This window comes from Marinomonas sp. S3726, from assembly GCF_000967665.1.
GTDB lineage: Bacteria > Pseudomonadota > Gammaproteobacteria > Pseudomonadales > Marinomonadaceae > Marinomonas.
Genome location: NZ_JXYC01000011.1, coordinates 45,013 through 66,107, shown reverse-complemented (window position 1 = coordinate 66,107; position 21,095 = coordinate 45,013). Strand labels below are relative to the sequence as shown.

Genomic DNA, 21,095 nt, shown 5'->3' with positions numbered 1-21,095 from the left:
TGAATGTATCGCTATGAGACTAGTTAGCCCCAGTCTTGAATAGCATCTACAAATACTTGTAGAAAACGATTAGTTTGATGGGCATCTAAAGCCCTGTGATCCATAGAAAGAGAAACGTAACACATAGGCTTGATTACCATGGTATCCACCCCGTCCACTTCTTTTACCACTACTCGTTTATCCAGTTTACCTATACCTAAAATCGCCACTTGAGGTTGATTAATGATGATAGGTGCTGCGAGCAAACTACCACTGACACCGTGATTAGAAATGGTAAAGGTGCCATTTTTCATATCGCTAGGCTGAAGTTTTCCGGTACGGGCCTTTTCTATTTGCTGATTAAGCCCATAGGCAATCTCAAACAGATTCATTTCTTGAACTTGTTGCACAACAGGCACAACCAAACCATCATTCGCTAACGCCGTCCCGACACCGATATTAATGTCTTTAAATAACTCTAAACCTTCTTCATGAAAGCGAGCATTAACCTCTGGCACAGCTTGTAATGCTTTAACACAAGCAGACAAAAAGTAAGCGGTATAAGTCAGGTTAACCCCAAGCTCTGCAAACTCTTTCTTATGCCATTTTCTATGTTCAATAATATTTGTCATGTCCATTTCAAATACGCTAGTTACATGGGGAGAGGTATGCAACAAGCTATCTGTCATGTGTTTTGCAATGCTCTTACGCATACTTGTGTGGGGCTTCATCTCGCCAACTAGCGGTCTAGCATCATGATCATGACGAGTTAAACGCGATTTAGTCACACGCTTTTGACTAACACTTTGAGGAACAGTTTCACCCATTTGAGCCAGATGAGCTTTGACATCACAAAGTGTCACTCGACCATATCGACCCGTACCTTGTATCTGAGATAAATCAAGGCTGTGCTGTCTCAACAAACGCCTAACAGCTGGCCCAACTAATTTACTAGCGGACTGTTGATAGGTCTCTTCATCCGAGTGAAAGGCTTCACTTTCTTTTACTTGTGGTACAGTTTGCGTAACTTTCGAATCTTGTGCTACTACACCTGATTCTGAAAGACGCCCTAAAATGCCTTCAACTGGGACATCATCCCCTTCGTGCATCATTATTTCAGCTAACACTCCATCCTGATTAGCACATATCTCCATAGCCACCTTGTCGGTTTCTAATTCGATAATAGGGTCGCCTTGCTTAACTTCTTCACCCACATTAATGAGCCATTTACTTAATACCGCCGAAGTACCTTCTAACTGATCTGCGGGTAATACAATATCTATAAGTGCTTGCATGCTAATCTCCTTAAATCTCAATCAGATCTTGCATGGCAAGTTCAATACGTTCAGTGGTAGGGACAACAGCATTTAACAAATTAATGTTATGCGGCACAGGGGTATTTGGCATGGCTAAACGCTCAATCGGTGCATCCAAATCGAAGAAGGCTTCTTTGGCGAGTATGGCAGCTATCTCAGCCCCAAAGCCTGCTGTCATATTATCTTCATGCACGATCAAACAACGGCTAGTTTTCTTAACAGAAGCAAGGACCGCCTCTTTATCCCAAGGCTGAATAGTTCGTAAATCGATGACTTCGATACCAAGATCTAACTCAATTGCGGCTTGTTCACAGCGCTCTACCATGGCCCCCCAACACACCACGGTTAGCTTGTCTCCTTGGGTTAAGGTTTTCGCCTTACCAAAAGGAATCACATAGTCATCACCAGGGTAAGGTCTACGGGCCCAACGGTTATCAAGCAAGGTTCTGTGCTCAAAAAAGATAGTCGGGTTATTATCTCTTAAGGCATAACGCAATAGGCCAGCAGCGTCTTCTGCATTAGAAGGCATTACCACTTGCCAACCGGTTTTGTGCGCCCACTCCACTTCATCCGACATTGAATGCCAAGGATCACCACGACCAGCAAAGCCCCCTGGAATACGTATTACCATAGGTGCTGCAAATTGGTTATTGGTACGCCAGCGCATAATGCCAGTATCGGTAATCTGCTCACTAGCAGGTTCGGCATATTTTCTAAATTGAATTTCAGGTACAGGCATCAAACCTGCTAACGCCATCCCTACGGCACGACCAATAATGCCCTCTTCCGATAAGCTAGTATCAAAAACTCTTAAATCACCATAAGCTTCATTAAGCCCTAAGGTCGCTGCATGCACGCCTCCTTTAGGTCCAACGTCTTCACCAAACACCAATACCTTAGGGTTAGTTTCTAACTCATGGGCGAGCACCTTACGAATCGATGCCAACATATTTAAACGAGCACCTTCTGGTTTGGCTTGCTCGCTCACTTGTGGAAACACATGGTGATCCGCATGTAAGCCGCCTCTTAACTGCAGTTCAGCTTGGCCTTGCTCATCTTTTTCGGCATATACATAACGGGTAATATTTTCGATTTTAGGCTCAGGTCTCAGCTTCACTCTTGCCACAGCGGCTAATACTTCTGCATGAGTTTGCTCTTCAAGTGCTAGCCATTGCTGCTCATCCATAATGCCTTTGTCTTGTAAAAATTCGCGCAGTTTAGGCAATGGATCTTGCGTTTTTTCTTGGGCAAGTAAATCAGCAGGTTTATAGGTTTGGGTATCTTGGAAAGTGTGGCCACACAAGCGTGGTACTTTAAGTCTGAGAAGACATGTCCCTTTGCCGCTTCTCACATATTCAACTGCTTCTACGATAAGCGCTGGCGCTGTGTAGGGGTCAGTACCATCACCATCAATAATTTTTAAGTTTTTATAAGCCGCTAAGTTAGCAACCTGATCCCCCCCTGGTGTTTGCACTGTTTGCGGAACAGAAATGCCATAACCATTATCTTCAATATAAAAAAGGTGAGGTAAATTATTCGTTGTAGAGATATTTAATGCCGCCCAAAAACCACTGGTAGACATGGAAGAATCCCCCCCCATGGATAAGCCAATAGCGCCTTTATATGCTTCATCTTTAAGTTGATCTCTATGATAAACAATAGACTGAGCCCAACCCGAGATAGGTGAATACTGAGAGCCAACGCCACCACACATAGGAAATAACATGGCGCCATTACGCTCTTGGTTAGCATAGTTACACACCACACCAATATCACGTCCATCACTGTAACCACCAGATTTAGCCATCCCAGAAGCAAGTGCATCGTCCATAGATAAACCCAAAGATAAAACAAAAGGACGAGAACGGTAGTAACCCGTTGCACCATCATGAGGGTGAGTTAAAAGAGAACCTAATAGAATTTGTGCGAAGTCATGTCCACGAGCTGAGAATTGATTAAAGACAAGTTTTGCTGGTACTAAATCTTGTTCTTCAACATCGTCCATATAGCGAGAAGTAAGTAAGGTATGTACTAATTGGAACCAGTCAGTTTTCGGCTTCAGCCAAGTTGCTTTATCCAATTCGTTAAGGGGTACATCGTTATTCTTTTCGATCTTAGCTGCCGAAAGATTTGCTGCCAAAGATTGCATTATCCTGTCCTCTCTATCCCTTCATACCACAGCATGCTGCCTCATAACCTGGCTAACCATACCTAGTTAACCACAGCAACAAAAACGCAGGCAGATACTAATCAGGGAGGTAATTTTATTCTTATTTGCAAGCATCAATGGGAAAGTTAATTTTCACTAAATGCCCTACCTGATTAAATTCTAATCTATGTTTTGAGAAACTTGATTGCTTTTTGTTTGGTGTTTTTGTCACAATAAGAAACATATGTATCTCAAAACAACAATAAATAGAGAATAAATTGCTATGTCATTAGATAGAGTCGATTCTGAAATATTAGGGGCCTTACAAGAAGACGGTCGTTTGTCCAATCGAGACCTAGCTGAAAAGGTGTCCTTATCCAATGCGCCTTGTTGGCGAAGAGTGAAACGTTTGGAAGAAGACGGCTACATAAAAGGTTATGCCGCCATCATTAATTCAGACAAAATTGGCCTTAAGATTTGTGCCTTTGCTGAGGTCACTTTAGATAACCACCACCCTGACACAGTGGCCGACTTTTTGGCCATGGTGAACCGCTGCCCTGAGATTTTAGAATGCCATGCCGTATCTGGTGGTTGTGATTATTTATTGAAAATGTTGGCCAAGGATATGGAAGCCTATCAAGAGTTTTTAACCCAGAATATTTTGAATCACAAAGGGGTACATAACGCCAATACCCTCTTTTCAATGAAACAGCAAAAAGTCTCGGTTGAAATTCCATTAGATTTATAGAAAAGCATTAGATTTAGCGAAGACGTTAGACTTATTGAAAGTCGTGAGATTTAGATAATAAAAAAGGCATGCTGTTAAGATAACAGCACGCCTTTTCCAAATCTATTTTAGGCTTAGCCTACACAACGAACTTCGACAGTACGAGGTGTGTAAATACCAAAAGTTACAGCGCCCAACAAACCATTAATGAAAGTTTGTTTAGTCAGTACTTGAGCTACTTTATCAGCACTACCACATACTTCTGCCGCATTCACTTCAGTCTCTTGACCAATACCACTTACAAAGAAAGTTTGAGATGTTGTAAGACTCGCATCAGAGGTTAAATCAGCACCTGGATTCAAGTTGAATTTTTGAGTAGAACAACCTGCTAAAAGAAGAGTAGTAAGTGCTGCAACAGCTAATGTTTTTTTCATGTTTAAATTACCTATATTTCCATTTTAAAGTAAAAAGTCCCTATAAAATTAAACCCTGTTCAAATGGCCTAGTTTTATCACGGCGTAGTAAGCCCCAAGAGCTCCTATATTGCAAATTATTTATGAGCAATTCCTAAAGAAATATACCGATTAAGCATGTGGTAAATCAAAATTAAATAAATGGCGTTTAGAATCAATAATTCTATCCAATACCCCTATCAACCATTTCAATGCTTGCGAGTGATTATTACGGCTATGCCAAGCTAAACTAATCTTGATACTAGAGAGCTCTAATGGAACGGGTTTTAACACAAGATCGCTCGTTTCAAGGTGTTCTGCTATCACGGCATAGGGCATGGTAATAATTAAACGTGTTTGCTTGATAAGGTTAATTGCACTGGCAAAGCTATTTACTGTCATAGCGGTTCGCCGCTTACTATCAAGCTCAGCAAGCTTGTCATCCACTATCCCGCATATATCGCCAGATAAAGATACCATTAAGTGCTCAGCTTCTAGATAACGCTCAAGGGTTAACTCTTTATCTGCTAGCACATGATCTGCGCGCATCACAGTCACAAAATGATTTTCGTACATCACTTTAGAACTAATTTCATTACTATTACTACTGCCATCATAATAATCAAACACCAGATCCACATCGGCATTATTTAATAAAAGCTCTCCATCCACCTTATAAGGCACAGCATATATATTAATATTTGGCGCTTCTTGCTCAATAATATGCCTAAGTTCAGGCCAGACAATAGAAGCAGAACCATCCGTGATACCTATGCGAAAACTGGCTTTAGAGGTTAATGGATCAAAATAATCAGGGGCAATTGCATGGTTAATTTGAGCAAGAGGTTCGGCCACACTTTTCCAAAGTTTACTGGCATAAGGAGTCGGTCTTATGCCTCTGCCATCCTTTACAAATAAAGGGTCTTTCCAAGCATGGCGCATGCGAGAAACAGCATTTGATACAGATGGCTGAGTCATAGCAAGGCTATCTGCCGCTGCAGTGATAGATTTCTCCTTCATGATGGCATCAAAAATCACAACGAGATTGAGGTCCGTCTTCGCCATTTTCGCTCTCCTTTTGATAAAACAAGGTCATTAAAAACCATTAAGTTAGACAAACCTTATATAAACACATCATTTTTATCAATGATTTTCATACCAATCATTAATTTGAAGATATGTATTTAATCTTCAATACTGGCATTAACTCGAATACAGCCTAAAAGGCAAAATACACAGGAAATAAGACAATGAATAAAAGCATTAAAACTCAAATGAAAGCCGCCTTTATCAATCAATATGGTAGCCATGAAAATTTACAAGTTGGCACGCTCGATACACCTCAAATTAATGCCGACCAAGTCTTAATCAAGGTCGCAGCAGCCGGTTTAAACCCAGTTGATTTTCACATTCGTAACGGCATGCTAGCAGGAACAGACACCCACCAGCTCCCACTCGTTTTAGGCTGGGATTTAGCCGGTGAAGTGGCTCAAATAGGCAATGATGTCAGTGGCATCAACCTTAACGATCAGGTATTTGCTTTCACTGATATCGGCAAACAAGGCACTTATTCTGAGTATGTGGCAGTTGATGCCGAATTAGTAAGGTCAAAGCCGAATAAGCTTAATATGCAGCAAGCCGCAGCCGTCCCTTTAGCAGCAGTAACAGCTTGGCAAGCTCTTACCCGAGACGCAGGGCTCAACTTAGAAAATGCCAAAGACAAAAAAGTCTTTATTCAAAACGCATCAGGGGGTGTGGGTGGTTTTGCTGTACAAATTGCTCACTATCTTGGAGCTCATGTCATCGCTAGTGCATCAGGCACAAAAGAAACCTATGTTAAAAGTTTAGGAGCCGATGAGTTTATTGATTATAAAACACAAGATTTTAGCAAACTTATTGAAGAAGTAGACATAGTATTAGCAGCCATTGGCGGTCAAGAAAATCTCGTCAAATCATTAGATGTAATAAAACCTAACGGCCAACTTATTTCGACCTTAGATGAGCTCCCAGAAGGTACTCAAGTTACCAATAATATCCAGTTTACGCGTATGTTGGTAAAAACTGACGGAAATGATCTTGGCAAAATTGCAGAGCTAATCGATGCAGAAAAAATCACAGTGCATCTGGACTCTGTTTACCCTCTAGAAGAAGTGAAAGCAGCCCATCAGCGCAGTGAGGCAGGTAAAGCGACAGGTAAAATAGTGCTCAATATTGCAGCATATGAATATGTTGATTAAATGCTAAAGCTGAGCCAAAGCCAGCGATTGTTATTCAACCAATCGCTGGCTTTATCGTACCAAAAGATCACAACCCAATCAGTGTCTGATCACAAATACAGAGCACTTAGCATGACGCACAACTCTATCTGCATTTGAACCAATAAAGTAACTTGAGAAGCCAGGTTTTTTGGACATTAAAATAATAGCATCAACATCGAGTGCTTTGGCCTGTTTTAATATCTGTTCATGAACACTACCTTGTTGGGTATGACATTTAATTGCAGACACTTCTTTCTCAGAAAAAGTATTTTGAATGGAAGCCATTAAAGACGCTATTGCAAATTTCACTTCTTCTTTATGGTGCCTGATATTTTGCTCCTCCAGTTGCTGGGTACTAATACCTTGCTCTAAGTTAGGGTCAGCATAAAACAAACAAATCTGACCGCCCTCTTGATCTAACACTTCAAAGGCTGCTTTCAGCAAATAAGGCACTTGCTCATTATGGGCAATATCAAAAGCGACGAGTATTTTTTTAAACATAACTCACCCCATGACCTTATTAGGTAACCAAAGAATAATATCTGGAAACACCATACATAAAATAAGTACAGTCAAATTGAGCAAAATAAACGGCGTGACAGATTTATAGATCTCCCCCATGCCCACATTAGCTGGAGCAATACCTTTTAGGTAAAACAAAGCAAACCCATAGGGAGGTGTTTGTACTGCAATTAAGATATTGATGATCATCAGGATGCCAAACCATATAGGGTCATATCCTAATCCTACGGCTATTGGAGTAAATAATGGTGCGCACATTAAAACAATAATGAATTCATCTATGATAAAACCTAAGAGCAGCATAATAATTTGAAACATTATGATGATCATAATCGGTGGAAGGTTTAAGCCATCGGTAAAATTAGCGACCATGGACTGAACCCCCATCAATAGATGGAAATTACTAAATACCGATGCTCCAAAGATAACCCACATTGCGACACTGACTAAAATTGCCGTTTGAATCCCAGCAGATCGAAACATATCTAGCTTAAATCGCTTAAAAACAATCGCTAGCAAGATAGCTCCAACAACACCGATTGCTCCTGATTCGGTAGGGGTAGCAATACCAGTAATAATACTGCCAAGAACAGTGACGATCAGCAAAATCGAAAAAAATCCATCTCGTAAAATGCGAAACTTCTGCTTAGGGGTTTGCTCTTCATAATCATTTTGTTCTAAATCTAGAGGCGCTTTATCCGGGTTGATTTTACAACTGATCACGACATAGCAAATTAGCAGCAGAATCATCAATAATGCAGGTACCATGGCCCCTAAGAACATACGGCCAATGGAGTTTTGAGTTGCAGCAGCAAACATAATCATTGGAATACTTGGAGGTATTAATATCCCTAAACCACCACCAGCCATGATAACCCCCAAAGCCATGCGTCTATCATAACCACGCTCTAGCATAGGCCTTAAGGCGATACTGCCCGAGGTCATAATGCCTGCCCCAATAATACCGACCATGGCACCTATCATGGAACAAACACCTATTACGCTAATGGCTAACGAGCCTCGTACTTTGCCAATCACTAATTGACTGGCATTAAACATGGCATCACCAATGCCGGACTTAGTAAGTAGCTGCCCCATATAAATATAAAGAGGAATGGCAAGTAGGATAAAACTAAAGTAAGTTGCCTCTAAAGTAGTAGGAATGACATTAAAGATGCCTTCTCCCCATGTCATATAGCCTATTCCCATGGCAATACCGCCCAAAGCTAATCCCACAGGCGCACCTAATGCAAAAAACACTAAAATGCATAAAAGCAGAATGCCGGTTAACATCTCAATAGCCATCTGTTTCTGCCTCTTTTAATTCGATTAATATATTTCCAGTAATTAACTCATAAAGATTTAGCAAGATATCTCTTATGAACTGCGCAATAAAAAGACCACAGGCAAGCATGACCATAAGCCAAAAATGATACATAGGCGGAGCCCACTCACTTTGACGACGGTAATCAAATTCAATGGCTTCTAGATATTTTTCATAACCCGTATCTAGCATCACAAGTAAAAAGATAATACCTAGCGAAAATGAGCAAATGTTAAAAATGCATTTTGTTTTTTGTGATACCTGTATGTACAAGATATCGACATTAATATGTGACTTTTGTTGTTGAGCATAGGCTCCACCAAGTGCAGCCATATAACCAAACATAAAAAGAGATAAATCGTAGGCCCAAATAGTAGGCGCCCCAAGGAAGTAACGAGAAAACACTTCAAATGCCACAATGACAGCAATCAAAGGCATTAGAAAAGACGCTGTTTTACCAAATAGCATGACAATAAGATCGATACTAAGACACAGCCTTTTTATTAGAATAATAAACATTGGCATTACCCAAGGATTTTAAGACATAAAAAAAGTCAGAGATGCCTTTAACACCTCTGACTAAATACCCTGTTAAAGATCTTGTTTAAGAATATCGATTAACTGCTTACTATATTTATCTTTCGCAGCATACTCATCCCATAAACCAGAGCCAGCTTGCGCCCACGCTTGTTTATCTTGATCACTAGCAGCAGGGCTCCATTTTAGCCCTTGAGAAATCATCTTCTCTAAGGCTTCTGATTCCCATTGTCTTGATTTTTCTAGTTGTTTTTGTGCATGAATCTCAGTCGCCTCTCTAACCGCAGCTTTTAGATCATCAGGTAACTTTCTCCATGCACCACGATTCACCACAATGGGTAAAACTTGCGCTCCCGCAAGTGGTAGTGGATACATATACTTTGCAACTTCCACATGATTACCATCTCTATGATCAATCAAGTTACTGCCAATCGAGCCATCAATTACCCCTGTTGCCAAACTGGTATAGATCTCGCTCCATGCCAAAGAAACAGGTGAAGCCCCAAGGTTTCTCAAAAATTTACCGTAAGCACCTGGAGCCCTAATCTTCATACCTTTAAAATCTTCTACAGACTGAATTGGTTCTTTCGTAATGATATAAACAGGTGGCTGAATATAAGGCTCTAACCACACCATACCCTGTGATCCATAAGCTTTTTCAAGCACTTCACCCCAACCTTTTTTATGGAATAAAGCATACAGTTCACCAGCATCCTCAGTACCACCAGGCAAACCTATTTCAACAACGCCAGCAGGTAGCTCTCCTGCATGCATAGACTGAAAAGGGGCTCCCATCGTAATTAATCCTGATTTTACTGCCCCCAATAAACCCGAGGTTCCCACGCCTTCACCAGAATAAAGTGTTTGTACCTTAATCTTTCCTTCAGATAAGCGCTCGATATCTTTGCCTAATCCTTCATAAAGCTCACCAAAAGCAGTACCACGGCTATATAAATTACTAAAACGCCAATTATGATCGGCAGCAGCAAGGTCAGTGGCAATAACACTCAATCCCAAAGTAAGGGCTAAAGTAGAAGTAGCTAGTTTTGATTTGATTTTTTTCACATTGTCTAACATTTGTTTTTATCCTCATGTGATGCGTTTGTCATGATCTGTTTCAAGAGGATGATCCCATAAGAAATTTCAAGGATAAATTTGACCAAATGCACGTAAAGGTTTAGTTTTCAATACCTATTAAGGGACATTTTATATAACCTTTTCATCTATTCTAAAACCTTATAATTACTTATATATCAAATCACTTAGACCTTACCTGATAAAAATTTCTCACTTAGGTAGAGATGTAAAAAGGTATATTTATATCGATCAAAGAGAAGAAAATGACTTCAAAGAATGCAACACTAGGGCAAATTAGTGACATTGAGTTAAAGCAGCTACGTGTTTTTAAAGCTGTAGTTGATTGCGGAGGTTTTGCCGCAGCTGAAACAACGTTAAATATTAGCCGTCCAAACATCAGCAATCATATTGCTAACCTTGAAACACGAATAAACTTAGTGCTTTGTAAAAGAGGACGTGCAGGGTTCGCACTAACAGAAGAAGGGGCTGTGGTTTATCAACAAACTAAGAAGTTACTGGAATCATTTGAAGACTTACGCAATACCATTAACAATCTCAGCCACACACCAACAGGACAATTAAACATTGCTCTAAGTGACACCTTAAGCCTTGATAGCCGGTGTAAACTGCCGCAAATCATTGATCAATTTTGCCATGACGCCCCTAGTGTCGAACTGTCTACTTTTGTCGAAAGCATGAACGATATAGAGCGTAAAGTGCTTAATGATGAAATGGACATTGGCTTTATTCCCTACCATAGACACCTTGAAGGTTTGGCATACACTCATCTTTTTACTGATTTCAACTACCTTTATTGTGGCCGATCTCATCCACTCTATTCAATACAGGATGAAGATCTCACTGAGTTAATGATCAATGATGCAAGAGCAATACATGCAGGTCTTAAACCACACCAAGAAGTTTATAAGAACCTTAGTAAAATGAGCTTGGCAGGAACCTCTTACAATTATGAATCACGTATAGCCATGGTGCTATCTGGCCATTACATCTGTTTCTTGCCTGAAGCTGTTGCAGCACCTCACCTAGCAACAGGAGAACTAAGAGCCTTAAGAAAAGATATCAAAAGCTTTCCTCTTGGTGTTGCTGTAATTTGTAAGAAAGAGGTAAATAAAAACCGAGCTAAAGAGCTCTTTTTAAAAGCAATTTCAGAGGTCTTTGAAGACATAGACCTTCAAAAACCATACTAAAAACGTCTAACCAGTCACCTAACTCCCATATTAAGAGAAAAGGTTAATTTTTTAACCTATTGAGACGATGAAACGGACAGGACCAATTTCCCCATGTAGGTTTTATTTAAAAAATCGGTTTGCGCTTCTTTAATCTGCTTTAATTCATACACCTTGGAAACCAGAGGTTTGATCTCACCATCGTTGATATAACGTACCAAGTTTTCAAACACTGAGGCAGGCTGAAAGGTACAGCCGTAATAGGTTAAATCTTTTAAATAGAGTGTCCGTACATCCATCTCGACGATAGGCCCAGCAATGGCACCTGCAACCGCATAACGACCACGCACTTTAAGTACATCAATCAATTCAGACCAGCTATCTCCAGCAACAAGATCTATCACTACATCAACAGATTCCTGGGCTTGGTGTAATAAGATGCTTTCTTCCCTTGCTAGCACTTTATCTGCCCCCACGGCTAAAACGCTTTCTGCTTTAGATTTAGCACAAACGGCAATCACCTTAGCGCCTCGGCGTTTTGCTAATTGAATCGCTGCTGAACCGACACCGCCAGACGCCCCGGTTATTAAGACGGTATCTGTTTCATTTACTTGTACCCTATCTATCATGTTTTCGGCAGTTGAATAAGCACAAGGGAAAGAAGCCAACTCAGTACAACTAAGGCTTGAATTAACTGGGTAACACTCATGTGCTAACGCTTTAGTATATTGAGCAAAGCTACCGTTGCATTCAGAGCCCATGGTAATGCTTTTAAGTTCACCATTCTGATTTAGATTTTGCTGCATAGGTCTAATAAGAATGCGCTCACCAATACGGCTTGTATCAACCCCGGAGCCCACTGCAATAATTTCACCACAGCAATCTGCCCCTTGTATAAGAGGAAATTTTAAAGGCTCTCCAGACCAACTGCCATCATCCGCGTTATCCGTTAAGCCGTCTTCCGCTACCTGATTCGTATCGCCTGTCACCGTTTTTGAATACCAACCAATGCGAGTATTGATGTCTGTATTGTTAATTCCTGCGGCATGCACTTTAACTAAGACTTCATTTTCAGCAGGCACAGGCAAAGGGAGCTTGTCTCTATATTCCAATTTGTCTAAACCGCCGTGGCCTGTCAAAACGACCCCTTCCATAAACCCTTTTGCTAAATCAGACATACATCACCTCAAAATTTAATTGCTTTATTAATAGAGAATATAAAGGCAGAATAATTAAGACAAACTAATATTTTTAATTAACTAGTTCAGAAATATTGAACTAGGTTTATTTTGATAAAACTAGAGAAACCTATGTCCCCTATTTTAGATTTAGACCTACTTAGAACCTTTGTGGCCATAGTCAAAACAGGCCAGTTAAAGTTAGCAGCCGAAACCGTTTCTCGCTCTCAAGGTGCTGTGAGTATGCAGCTTAAACGTTTGGAAGAAGTCACTGGCAAACAATTATTAATTCGTAGCAACCAAGACTTAAAACTCACCCAAGCAGGCATAAAACTATTAAGTTACAGCGAGCAACTGCTTAGCCTTAATCATCAAGCTGTGCAGGCGCTTACCGTAAAAGAGGAAAAAAGCCATCTCACCTTTGGCATCCCAAGTGATTACGCTCAAGACTTTATTCATCATTTCATGCCCCTGCTAAAAAGCGAACTCCCCTTGTTAGATGCCAAGGTAATCTGTGATTCAAGCCGCAATTTGCGTAAACGAATAAAAAATGAAGAAATTGATATTGCGATAGTGACAGGAGAAGGCGCCAAAACAAGCGCAAGCTCCCTTTGGATTGAGCCCTTGATTTGGGCAGCACCCCACGGCTTTGATTTAAAGGCTTATGAAGAGATACCTTTAGCAAGTTTCGAGCAAGACTGCATGATTAAAGACATTGCCAAGCAAAGCATGAAAGAAAGCAAACGAGTCTTTAAAACCAGTTTTGAAAGCCTTGTATTAGAAAACCTCGTGGCTGCGGCTGAAGCAGGATTAGGCATCGCCCTTCTGCCCGCTTCCCTAGTGAATGAAAACCGCCTGCAATCCCTAGAGACTTTATCCCTGACTCAGAAGGTAATCTCGACAGAGATAATCCACTCAACCAACCTCGCCAGTGAATTAGTGCAAAGCATTTCATCTGCATTTAAAAAGGCCGAAAAAAAGCGCACATCAATGCAATAACATTGAGTGCGCTTTGTTCTTTATAACGCCTTTTAAGCCACGGCTTCTTCAGCCTCAGTCACAGGTACCGATGTTCTAATTAAGTGATCAAAAGCCCCTAATGCTGCGGTAGCGCCGGCGCCCATAGCAATAATGATTTGCTTATAAGGTGTGGTTGTCACATCCCCAGCAGCAAAGACACCTGGCATAGACGTCTGGCCTCTCGCATCTATTTCGATCTCACCTCGATCAGATAAATCAACACGGCCTTTTAAGAAGTCAGTATTCGGCAACAAGCCTATCTGAACAAAGATACCCGCAAGCACTACCTTGTGAGAGTCGCCTGTTAGCCTATCTGTGTAAGTTAGGCCATTAACTCTTGCACCATCACCTAGCACCTCAGTTGTTGCTGCATTTTTGATGATGGTCACATTGCTTAAAGAGCGTGCTTTTTGTAACAAGACTTCATCGGCACGCAACACATCAGAGAATTCCAGCACAGTCACGTGGTCTACAATACCTGCAAGGTCAATCGCGGCTTCTATTCCAGAGTTACCGCCACCAATGACAGCCACTTTTTTGCCTTTGAATAATGGCCCATCACAGTGTGGGCAGTAAGCTACGCCTTTCCCCTTGTATTCGGCTTCTCCTGGCACGTTCATTTCACGCCAGCGCGCCCCTGTCGCTAAGATAACTGATCGGCTTTTTAACACAGCCCCACTTTCTAGCGTCACTTCAACTAAACCAGAATCACTCTCTTGAGCACTCACTATATTGGCTGCTCTTTGGGTTTTAAGCAGGTCAACATCGTAATCTAAAACGTGCTGCTCAAGGTTTGCGACAAGCTTAGGGCCGTCGGTTGCTTTCACCGAAATAAAGTTCTCTATTGCCATGGTATCACTGACTTGTCCGCCAAAACGCTCTGCCACCACGCCGGTACGAATCCCTTTACGAGCAGCATAAATAGCTGCTGCAGAACCCGCTGGACCACCACCCACAACAAGCACTTCATAAGCTTCTTTTTTCGATAGTGCCTCTGCTTGTTTCTTCTCTGCTCCTGTGTCTAATTTGTTCACGATTTCTGCCAAGGTCATACGTCCTTGACCGAATAATTCACCGTTAGCGAAGACAGCTGGTACCGCTAAAATGTTGCGCTCTTCCACCTCTTTCGGGAACAAGGCACCATCTATCATGGTGTGGCTAATATTTGGATTTAGCACAGACATCAAGTTAAGCGCTTGAACCACTTCAGGACAGTTCTGGCAAGAGAGAGAAATATAAGTTTCCAGCTTAATCTCACCTTCTAGTAAAAGAATCTGATCTAGAATCGCTTGTTCTTCTTTTGCTGGGTGTCCACCCGCTTGCAACAAGGCCAATACTAAAGAGGTAAACTCATGACCCATTGGAATGCCCGCAAAAGCAACCCTTGCCGCTTCTTCATTGGCAGGTTGAATGGACATTAAAGGCGCGCGCTCTGTGTCTAGTTGCGTTTCATGCAAACTAATCTGGTCAGACATTCCTGCAATTTCTCTCGCTAGCTCAACCAGTTCTGTCGATTTATCAGAGTTATCTAGATTGACACGAATGCTCACCGGGCGAATGATTTTTGTTAAGTAAGCTGATAACTGAGTTTTAATTGATTGATCCAACATGCTTATTTCCTCTTATCTTCTGTTACATAATTTGTTTGTTTCAAAGTGACTCTCTATTAAGTTCGCTCAACAAAGAGATACACTTAAGTCATGCAGTTAGATTAATAAAAGCAATCAAAACAGTGAAATTGATAGATTAAATACCATCAATAGGAAAATGCTATTTGGGAAGATTTAGAGTGATTTTTGACCCTAAATTTAAGCCCCTAAGAAACTAAAAAGCCCCGCTAAATAGCGAGGCCAATTAATAAAAGTAACGCCTATGAAAAGCTTTGATAGGTAATGAGTTTATTGTTTAACGATACACATACCTTCACTTTCTGGTCGGCTCAATTCAAAGCCAAACTTTTTATATAGCTCGGGAACATCTGCCATAAGGGTGATATACGCGCCTTTTGGGGCATCTCTGTCCAAATAGTCCATGATACTTTGCATGATTAGACGACCTAATCCTTTACCCTGAAAATCAGGTTGAACAGCAATATCGACTACCTCAAAGTTAAGTGCTCCATCACCTACAACACGGCCCATACCAACAACCTTGTTATCAATACGTATGTGCACACCAAAAAGGCTATTAGGTAAAGCACGTTTAGCAGCTTCATAAGGTCTAGGAGTTAAACCAGACACTTCTCTTAATCTCAGAAAATCATCAACCGAAACGACTTTTCTACTACTTGATACAAACGCCTCTCTCCATTTAAAGCTTTTTCCAAACTTGCGACTCTACTATAAACATCTTATTAACATGGAAGCTTTTTTTTGATATTAAAAATAAACACCTGCCTTTCCACAGATCTTATTCAGGAAAAGTCATCACAAGTCGAGAAAACAAAAAAGCCCGCCTAGTCTCCTAGGCGGGCTTTTATTTATCAGATACTAGTCTTAGATTTTGCCAACTAGATCCAAAGATGGCGCTAGTGTTTCTTCACCTTCTTTCCATTTCGCTGGGCAAACTTCACCTGGGTGAGCTGCTACGTATTGAGCGGCTTTTACTTTACGAAGTAGATCTTGTGCATCACGACCAATACCTTCTGCGGTAATTTCCATTGATTGGATGATGCCATTTGGATCTACCAAGAAAGTACCACGGTCAGCGAGACCTTGCTCTTCACGCATTACTTGGAAGTTACGAGTGATGGCACCTGTTGGATCGCCAATCATGGTGTATTGAATTTTACCGATAGTATCGGAAGAATCGTGCCAAGCTTTGTGAGTGAAGTGAGTATCAGTCGATACTGAGTAAACCTCTACACCACGCTTTTCAAACTCAGCATAGTTATCAGCAATGTCACCTAGTTCTGTTGGGCAGACAAAAGTGAAGTCAGCTGGGTAGAAGAAGAAAACGGACCATTTACCTTCTAGGTCTTTATCAGATACTTCGATGAAATCACCCGCTTTAAAAGCAGATGCGTTAAAAGGTTTAATTTGTGTATTGATCAAAGATGTTGTCATTTCTTGCTCCAAAAATAATTATCGTTTCTATTCAGTTTTTGTTGATTTCATAACAAGCTAGCTTTAAAAGACGCTTGCGGTATCTGTTTCGATCGCCTTAATTGGCGTTGTGTTTCGACAAGGAATAGATTAATAAATATTATTGAAAATAAGAAATTGATAGTCTAAATCAGGCCAATAAGAAATTCCTATTGGCCTATTTTGCTTCTCTAATAATTAAAATGCATACAGCATAGGGCTAAGGTCTGGTTTTGTATCACTTAACAAGATGGCATTCAGAATACGATTTTCTGCTCGCTTAAAATCATCCTCATTATTGGAATGAACGAAGCATACTGGGGTTTTAGAATCTAGCTTTTGCCCTAGTTGAGCGATTTGATTTAAGCCTACGCTATAATCTAAAACATCACTTGCTCGCTTTCTACCACCACCTAAATCCACAACAGCCATGCCAATTGCTCTGGTATCCATACTTGAGAGATAGCCAGACTCGGGCATAAATACAGGCTTCACAACCTCAGCTTTAGGCAAGTATTTATCTGGTTGCTCTACAATATCAGCTGGCCCACCAAGGAAGGCAACCATCTGCGCGAACTTTTGTGCAGCGGCACCTGAGTCTAAAGCTGCCATACGTTTTTTAGCTGCCTCTTCTTTAGAGCTTGCTAGGCCTGAAATAAGCAGCATTTCATCGGCCAAGGCATAAATCACTTCTGCCAAACGCCCAGCTCTTTTTTCTCCTGTTAAAAAAGCAATGGTCTCAGCTATCTCAAGCGCATTACCTGCACTTGTTGCCAATACTTGGGACATGTCAGTGATCAAGCAGCTGGTTTTAACACCTGCACCATTAGCAACAGCCGAAATACTCTTAGCTAACTCAATCGAGCTTTCAAGGTCCTTCATAACAGCACCACTACCCGTTTTCACATCCATGACAAGGGCATCTAAACCACAGGCTAATTTTTTAGATAGGATGGAAGCCGTTACTAGGTCGAGTGATTCAACCGTTGCCGTAATATCTCGGGTGGCATAAAGACGCTTATCTGCTGGTGCTAAATTGGCAGATTGACCTATGATGGCCAACCCAATTTCCTTAACACCGTCTCGAAATACTTGATTTGAAACCTGAGTTTGATAACCAGGAATAGCATCTAATTTGTCTAGGGTACCACCTGTGTGTCCCAAACCTCGGCCAGATATCATGGGCACATAACCACCGCAAGCCGCAATAATGGGCCCTAGCACAAGAGAAACTAAGTCCCCCACGCCACCCGTGCTGTGCTTATCTAAAATAGGGCCATCCAGAGCAAGATCTTGCCAATTTAGTACATCTCCCGAATCACGCATTGCACAGGTTAAGGCAATGCGCTCTTCTATACTCATTCCTTGAAAGTAAGTTGCCATTGCAAAAGCGGCAACCTGCCCTTCGCTGATAGACTCATTCGCAATTGCATCAACAAAGTAGGCAACTTCAGCTTGGCTTAAAGCCAGACCATCACGCTTTTTACGAATGACTTCTTGAGGTAGAAAATGGACGTTATTATTGTGTTCAATCCCGCTCATGGATACTCCTTATATTGTTATTATTTAATAGGCGCCTTCAGTTAATTCATGCTCAACATCCAATTGACTCAATAGGTTTCCTAACAAGCTGGAAGCACCAAAGCGAAAGCTTGATGCTTGAATCCAGTCTTTACCTAAAATATCTTGGGCTAAACTCAAATAAGCTGCGGCATCTTGCGCTGTTTTAACACCACCAGCCGCTTTAAAACCAACCTGAAGATTCTTCTCTTTAATCACATCAAGCATGGTTTTGGCTGCATCTAACGTGGCATTAACGGCAACTTTACCCGTGCTGGTTTTAATAAAATCAGCACCGGCATCAATTGAAATTTCACTGGCTTTACGGATGAGTTCTGGGCTCTTAAGCTCACCAGATTCAATAATGACTTTTAGTGTTACTTGGTCTGAACAAGCCTCTTTACAGGCTTTGACTAACTCATATCCGATCGATTCATCACCTTGAATCAGAGCGCGATAAGGAAAAACAACATCAACTTCATCTGCACCTAGCTTAATCGCTTGTTGAGTTTGTTTAACGGCTAACGCAACATCCGCTGCCCCCATAGGGAAGTTAGTCACTGTTGCTACCTTGATGTGTGACAAGCCAAGTTCAGCCAAGGTTTTTTTAGCGAGAATAATAAATTGTGGGTAAATACAAATAGCGGCTGTATGGCCAACTGGCGTGTTTGCCTGATGGCACAAATCAATGATGGTTTGATTGTTATCAGAATCATTTAAACTGGTTAAATCCATTAACGTCAGTGAAGTCAGTGCGGCTTGCTTTAATGCAGACATAGTTATTTCCTTCCCATAATAAAAAAAGCCAAGTCATCCATACTAGACAAACCTGACCATTCGTACAAGATTAACAAATTAATTAAAGATAAAAACAATTAATCTTATCTAAACAGAGGCAATTGTCTTTTTATTGATCAAGATCTAATTTTCTGCACTTTGCTTAAACTTAAGTGAGACGCTGAGTTTTCCTATCCACACTATCTGCACAATCATGCTTCTAAAATTCACGAAAACTGCAAATTTTGCGGCCTTATTCACTCAAATGGGTAGTTTGTGTGGAGATTAAAGATTTTCCGATAAGTTTGTTTGAAAAGCCCAAAATCACATGGTTAACTGAAAACACTTAGCAGGAATTAAGACTTTTAAAACCTGTCAGAAAGAAACTTAAATTGTATTTAATATCAACAAGTTAACAGGAATAAAAATTATGTCTGATGATATCGCTTTTAAAATCCAACTGGGAATTATCCTACCTAAATTAAAAGATACTGTAGGTGACAACCTATCTAACATTATCGAAGAGCTTGTCTCAATATTGTCTTACGGCACCCTTGAAGGTGAAGACAAAGTCGAGCTTTCAGCAGTGAAAGAAATCATTATGAAAGATATCGAAATCTTCCTTGATAATGATGTTCTACCCGCACTGGATGCAAAGTTAAACCCACCAGAACCAGAGCCAGAAGCTGAAGTAGATGAAGAAAGCGCTGAAGAGGCAGAAGCCGAAGAAGTCGCAGAGTAACCCTTACCCCTTGAGTAGTTTTTTATTATTGAACATAGTAGCAAGACAGTTTTCTATCTTACTTGCAGCCAGTTAAAGCCCTTTAGCTGGCTTTTTTATGCCTAAGCTCTTCTTAAACTTTAACCTCTAATACACTGTTACCTCTTCATTCCATGCATATGTGTTATCCATGTATTTACCTTAAACTAAACCCATAAAAAGATTATCCTAATCAAAAATAAGCCAACTTGATCAAGGATATGCATATCTCTTCCGTTTCCCTCAACTTTGATAAAAAACCCAGTTTAGCCAGCCCTTTAATCAAGGCATTATGCTTACCTAGAAAAGGCTTTAAACCTGAAATAGGCATTCCTGCTATCAAAGCCAGTTGGCCGCGCATCAAGATAGACACTCAAGCACACAAGGCTTATTGCCAAACCTTAGGTCTAAAAGAAGGGAAACACCTTCCCTTGCTTTATCCTCATGTACTCGCAGGTGGCATGCATATGCACATGCTAACTCACAAAGACTTCCCTATTGGGTTATTAGGGGCGGTGCATTTAAAGAATAAAATCAGACAAATTCGCCCCATTAAAATTAACGAAGTAATCAGAATTGATAGCGAGTTAGGAGAATGGCGCATCACAGAGAAAGGCTTAGAGTTCGACTTCAGCACCTTTGTCTCTGTCAATAATCAGGTGGTTTGGTCTGAAATCAGCACCTACTTTAAGAAAGGAAAATTTCCACCCGCTAACAAAACCACTGAACCAGACTCAAACACAGAATTAAACAACTTTGAGCTAAATACTTTAGAAGACACACACTCTGGTGCTAACTGGCTGATTCCTAAAAATCGCGGTAAAGTCTACGCTAAGATTTCAGGGGACTATAACCCTATTCACATTTCTAAAACCCTTGCAAAACTCTTTGGTTTAAAACGCGATATCGCTCACGGCTTTGGCGTTTTAGCACAAGCATTAGCAAGCAATGGCATTGACGAAATTACCCAAGGTCATACTCAACTTGCTCTAGACACTGTCTTTAAAGGTCCATTATTTTTAGAAGAAACCGCCAGTGTAAAACTCGCTATTTCTGATGATAATGGCCTAGAACAAGGCTTTGATATTTATTGTGGGAAGAACCCCAAGCCTAGCATCTGTGCTCATTTACAAGTGCTTAATTAAAAAAACTGTAATTAAAAATTTCCTTAAATAAAGGCCTTTTGCAA

General features: G+C 40.8%; 20 protein-coding genes. 6 read left to right on the top strand and 14 right to left on the bottom strand.

All coding sequences use genetic code 11. From position 1 onward, the window contains the following. Positions 1-23: 23 nt before the first annotated feature. Entirely contained in the window at positions 24-1,274 is a 1,251-nt protein-coding gene (locus tag TW85_RS09685) for a 2-oxo acid dehydrogenase subunit E2 (RefSeq protein WP_046016924.1), read from the bottom strand. A gap of 10 nt (positions 1,275-1,284) precedes the next feature. Further along, a complete protein-coding gene (locus tag TW85_RS09680) occupies positions 1,285-3,444 on the bottom strand; it encodes a transketolase C-terminal domain-containing protein (RefSeq protein WP_238326195.1) in 2,160 nt (719 codons plus the stop codon). 283 nt (positions 3,445-3,727) lie between these two features. Between TW85_RS09680 and TW85_RS09675 the strand changes: the two genes are divergently transcribed. Continuing rightward, the gene (locus tag TW85_RS09675) at positions 3,728-4,192 is read left to right on the top strand and encodes an Lrp/AsnC family transcriptional regulator (RefSeq protein WP_009833848.1); all 465 of its coding nucleotides are present in this window, start codon (positions 3,728-3,730) and stop codon (positions 4,190-4,192) included. Positions 4,193-4,305: 113 nt separating this feature from the next. Here the strand turns inward: TW85_RS09675 and TW85_RS09670 are convergent, their stop codons facing one another. Beyond that, positions 4,306-4,605 (bottom strand): Bor family protein, encoded by a 300-nt coding sequence (locus TW85_RS09670; protein ID WP_046016923.1) that lies wholly within the window; start codon positions 4,603-4,605, stop codon positions 4,306-4,308. Positions 4,606-4,755: 150 nt separating this feature from the next. Continuing rightward, entirely contained in the window at positions 4,756-5,688 is a 933-nt protein-coding gene (locus TW85_RS09665; protein WP_046016922.1) for a LysR family transcriptional regulator, read from the bottom strand. A gap of 185 nt (positions 5,689-5,873) precedes the next feature. Between TW85_RS09665 and TW85_RS09660 the strand changes: the two genes are divergently transcribed. Then, positions 5,874-6,860, top strand: a complete 987-nt coding sequence (locus tag TW85_RS09660) for an NADP-dependent oxidoreductase (RefSeq protein ID WP_202904845.1) — start codon at positions 5,874-5,876, stop codon at positions 6,858-6,860. A 78-nt stretch (positions 6,861-6,938) separates the two neighbouring features. Here TW85_RS09660 and TW85_RS09655 read toward each other — a convergent pair whose 3' ends face one another. From TW85_RS09655 to TW85_RS09640, 4 genes are all read right to left on the bottom strand, one after another. Then, positions 6,939-7,382 (bottom strand): universal stress protein, encoded by a 444-nt coding sequence (locus TW85_RS09655; RefSeq protein WP_046016921.1) that lies wholly within the window; start codon positions 7,380-7,382, stop codon positions 6,939-6,941. A 3-nt stretch (positions 7,383-7,385) separates the two neighbouring features. Then, positions 7,386-8,708: a TRAP transporter large permease subunit gene (locus TW85_RS09650; RefSeq protein WP_046016920.1), complete on the bottom strand. Its 1,323-nt coding sequence runs from the start codon at positions 8,706-8,708 to the stop codon at positions 7,386-7,388. Continuing rightward, positions 8,698-9,246 (bottom strand): TRAP transporter small permease, encoded by a 549-nt coding sequence (locus tag TW85_RS09645; RefSeq protein ID WP_046016919.1) that lies wholly within the window; start codon positions 9,244-9,246, stop codon positions 8,698-8,700. Before TW85_RS09645 ends, TW85_RS09650 begins: the two co-directional genes overlap by 11 nt. A 72-nt stretch (positions 9,247-9,318) precedes the next feature. Further along, on the bottom strand, positions 9,319-10,341 hold the full coding sequence (locus TW85_RS09640; protein WP_046016918.1) for a TRAP transporter substrate-binding protein: 1,023 nt from the start codon (positions 10,339-10,341) through the stop codon (positions 9,319-9,321). A gap of 263 nt (positions 10,342-10,604) precedes the next feature. Here TW85_RS09640 and TW85_RS09635 point away from each other — a divergent pair, with 263 nt between their 5' ends. Next, positions 10,605-11,549 (top strand): LysR family transcriptional regulator, encoded by a 945-nt coding sequence (locus TW85_RS09635; RefSeq protein ID WP_046016917.1) that lies wholly within the window; start codon positions 10,605-10,607, stop codon positions 11,547-11,549. Between the two features lie 56 nt (positions 11,550-11,605). Here the strand turns inward: TW85_RS09635 and TW85_RS09630 are convergent, their stop codons facing one another. Next, positions 11,606-12,706: an alcohol dehydrogenase family protein gene (locus TW85_RS09630; RefSeq protein WP_071210281.1), complete on the bottom strand. Its 1,101-nt coding sequence runs from the start codon at positions 12,704-12,706 to the stop codon at positions 11,606-11,608. 132 nt (positions 12,707-12,838) lie between these two features. On the opposite strand from TW85_RS09630, the gene TW85_RS09625 reads away from it, so the two are divergent. Then, complete coding sequence (locus tag TW85_RS09625; protein ID WP_046016916.1) at positions 12,839-13,705, top strand: LysR family transcriptional regulator; 867 nt, start codon at positions 12,839-12,841, stop codon at positions 13,703-13,705. A gap of 32 nt (positions 13,706-13,737) precedes the next feature. Here the strand turns inward: TW85_RS09625 and ahpF are convergent, their stop codons facing one another. From ahpF to deoC, 5 genes are all read right to left on the bottom strand, one after another. Continuing rightward, the gene (ahpF, locus tag TW85_RS09620) at positions 13,738-15,336 is read right to left on the bottom strand and encodes an alkyl hydroperoxide reductase subunit F (protein ID WP_046016915.1); all 1,599 of its coding nucleotides are present in this window, start codon (positions 15,334-15,336) and stop codon (positions 13,738-13,740) included. Between the two features lie 288 nt (positions 15,337-15,624). Then, positions 15,625-15,966: a GNAT family N-acetyltransferase gene (locus TW85_RS09615; protein ID WP_238326194.1), complete on the bottom strand. Its 342-nt coding sequence runs from the start codon at positions 15,964-15,966 to the stop codon at positions 15,625-15,627. A 255-nt stretch (positions 15,967-16,221) separates the two neighbouring features. Next, entirely contained in the window at positions 16,222-16,779 is a 558-nt protein-coding gene (gene ahpC, locus TW85_RS09610; RefSeq protein WP_343251975.1) for an alkyl hydroperoxide reductase subunit C, read from the bottom strand. Positions 16,780-17,007: 228 nt separating this feature from the next. Next, positions 17,008-18,351, bottom strand: coding sequence for a thymidine phosphorylase (gene deoA, locus TW85_RS09605; RefSeq protein ID WP_046016913.1), 1,344 nt, complete (start codon positions 18,349-18,351; stop codon positions 17,008-17,010). A gap of 24 nt (positions 18,352-18,375) precedes the next feature. Beyond that, positions 18,376-19,146, bottom strand: a complete 771-nt coding sequence (gene deoC, locus TW85_RS09600; protein ID WP_046016912.1) for a deoxyribose-phosphate aldolase — start codon at positions 19,144-19,146, stop codon at positions 18,376-18,378. 430 nt (positions 19,147-19,576) lie between these two features. Here deoC and TW85_RS09595 point away from each other — a divergent pair, with 430 nt between their 5' ends. Then, a complete protein-coding gene (locus TW85_RS09595; protein WP_046016911.1) occupies positions 19,577-19,888 on the top strand; it encodes a hypothetical protein in 312 nt (103 codons plus the stop codon). A 239-nt stretch (positions 19,889-20,127) separates the two neighbouring features. Beyond that, positions 20,128-21,051 (top strand): MaoC/PaaZ C-terminal domain-containing protein, encoded by a 924-nt coding sequence (locus TW85_RS09590; RefSeq protein ID WP_046016910.1) that lies wholly within the window; start codon positions 20,128-20,130, stop codon positions 21,049-21,051. The last annotated feature ends 44 nt before the right edge of the window (positions 21,052-21,095 follow it).